The organism is Micromonospora sp. NPDC002411, assembly GCF_053592955.1.
On sequence record NZ_JBSFBM010000611.1, the window covers coordinates 1 to 1,752 of the forward strand.

Sequence of the window (1,752 nt, forward strand, 5' to 3'; positions counted from 1 at the left end):
CGTCACCTTGCTGGCGGACTGCTCGCGGGCCTGTCGTAGCGGCGACGCGTCTCGTTCTGGCCGAGTTGCAGGCCCCGGGCGAGGGTAGGGATCGCCGCGGGTGCCGCCGGCGCCGCCGCCGGTCTGCTCCGCGACGACCTGGGCGAGGACGTGATGCTCGGCGACAGCGGCGCGAACGCTCTCGGGGCGCTGCTCGGTGTCGCGCTGGCCGCCCGTACCGGCCCTCTGGGCCGGGCCGGTCTGCTCGCGGTGCTCGCCGGGCTCACCGCCGCCAGCGAGAAGGTCAGCTTCACGGCGGTGATCCAGCGGACGCCGGGGCTGCGCGAGCTCGACGCACTGGGCCGGCGCGCCGACTGACGTGACCCGACCGGCCCCCCTCGCCGGCGCCGGCCGGCTGGCCGGGGCAGCCGCGCTCATCGCCGTCCTCACCGTGGTCAGCCGGCTGGCCGGCTTCGGCCGTACCGCCCTGTTCACCTGGAGCCTCGGCAACACCGACCTCGGCGGCACCTATGTGGTGGCCAACGCGGTGCCGAACTTCATCTTCGAGATCGTCGCCGGCGGTGCGTTGGCCAGCCTCGTCGTACCGCTGCTGGCCGGCGCTGTCGCGGCCGGCGACCGGACGACGGTGGCCCGGACCACCGGGGCGCTGCTGACCTGGACGCTGGCCCTGCTGGTGCCGCTCGCGGTGCTGGTGGTGCTGCTCGCCGGGCCGGTGGTCGAGTCGCTCGGGCACCACCTGACCGCCGCCCAACAGCAGAGCGGCGTCCGGATGTTGCGGGTCTTCGCACCGCAGTTGCCGCTGTACGGGGTGGGCATCGTGCTCACCGGGGTGCTGCAGGCGCATCGGCGCTTCGCCTGGCCGGTGCTCGCGCCGCTGCTGTCCAGCCTCACCGTGATCGTGGTCTACCTGGGGTTCACCGCGACACAGGGCCGCAATGCGACGGTCGGAGGGGTGAGCCCGGGCGGTGAGCTGCTGCTGTCGGTCGGCACGACCCTCGGCGTGGTGGTGCTGTCGTTGTCCCTGCTCGTCCCGGTCAGCCGGCTGCGCCTGGGGATGCGGCCCGGGTTCGGGTTCCCGTCCGACGCGCGGGCCCGGGTCGGTGGGTTGGCGGTGGCCGGCGCGGTCACCGTCACCACCCAGCAGATCGCCCTGATCGTCAGCCTGAACCAGGTCACCGCCGGCGCGCGGAGCAACCCGGGCGTCTACAACCTGGCGCAGACCGTCTACCTGTTGCCGTGGGCGGTGCTGGCGGTGCCGTTGGCGGTCGCGGCGTACCCGACGCTGGCGGCGGCGCGGGCCGCCGGTGACGAGGACACCTACCGGGCGACGCTGGCGCCGGCCGTGCGGGGGGTGCTGCTGTTCAGCTTCCTCGGCACCGCCGCGTTGATCGGCACCGCCGGGCCGGTCGGGCATTTCTTCTTCCCGGCGTCCACCGCGTCCACGGCCGCCGCAGCGATCATCGGGTACGCCCCCGGGCTGGTCGGTTACGGGCTCTTCGCGGTGCTCACCCGGGCGCTCTACGCCCGGGGGGAGACCCGGGCGGCGACGGCGGCCACCGCTGTGGGCTTCCTCGTGGTGCCGGCCGTCGTCGTGCTGTTCGGCGCGCTGCTGCCGCTGCGGGACCGGGTGTTCGCGGTCACGTCCGCCAATTCGGTGGGGATGCTGGTGCTCGGGGCGTTGCTGCTCCTGGCGGTGCCGACATGGCAGCGTTGATCTTCGTGGTCTCGCCCAGGAACTCGGCCTTCTTGAAC

At 74.0% G+C, this 1,752-nt stretch carries 2 pseudogenes; both read left to right on the top strand.

Annotated features, from left to right (window positions below):
• Window positions 1-87: 87 nt before the first annotated feature.
• Window positions 88-357: pseudogene (locus ACWCO3_RS34420) on the top strand (hypothetical protein); the annotation flags it as partial.
• Window position 358: 1 nt separating this feature from the next.
• A pseudogene (gene murJ / locus ACWCO3_RS34425) lies at window positions 359-1,696 on the top strand (murein biosynthesis integral membrane protein MurJ); the annotation flags it as partial.
• Between the last annotated feature and the right edge of the window lie 56 nt (window positions 1,697-1,752).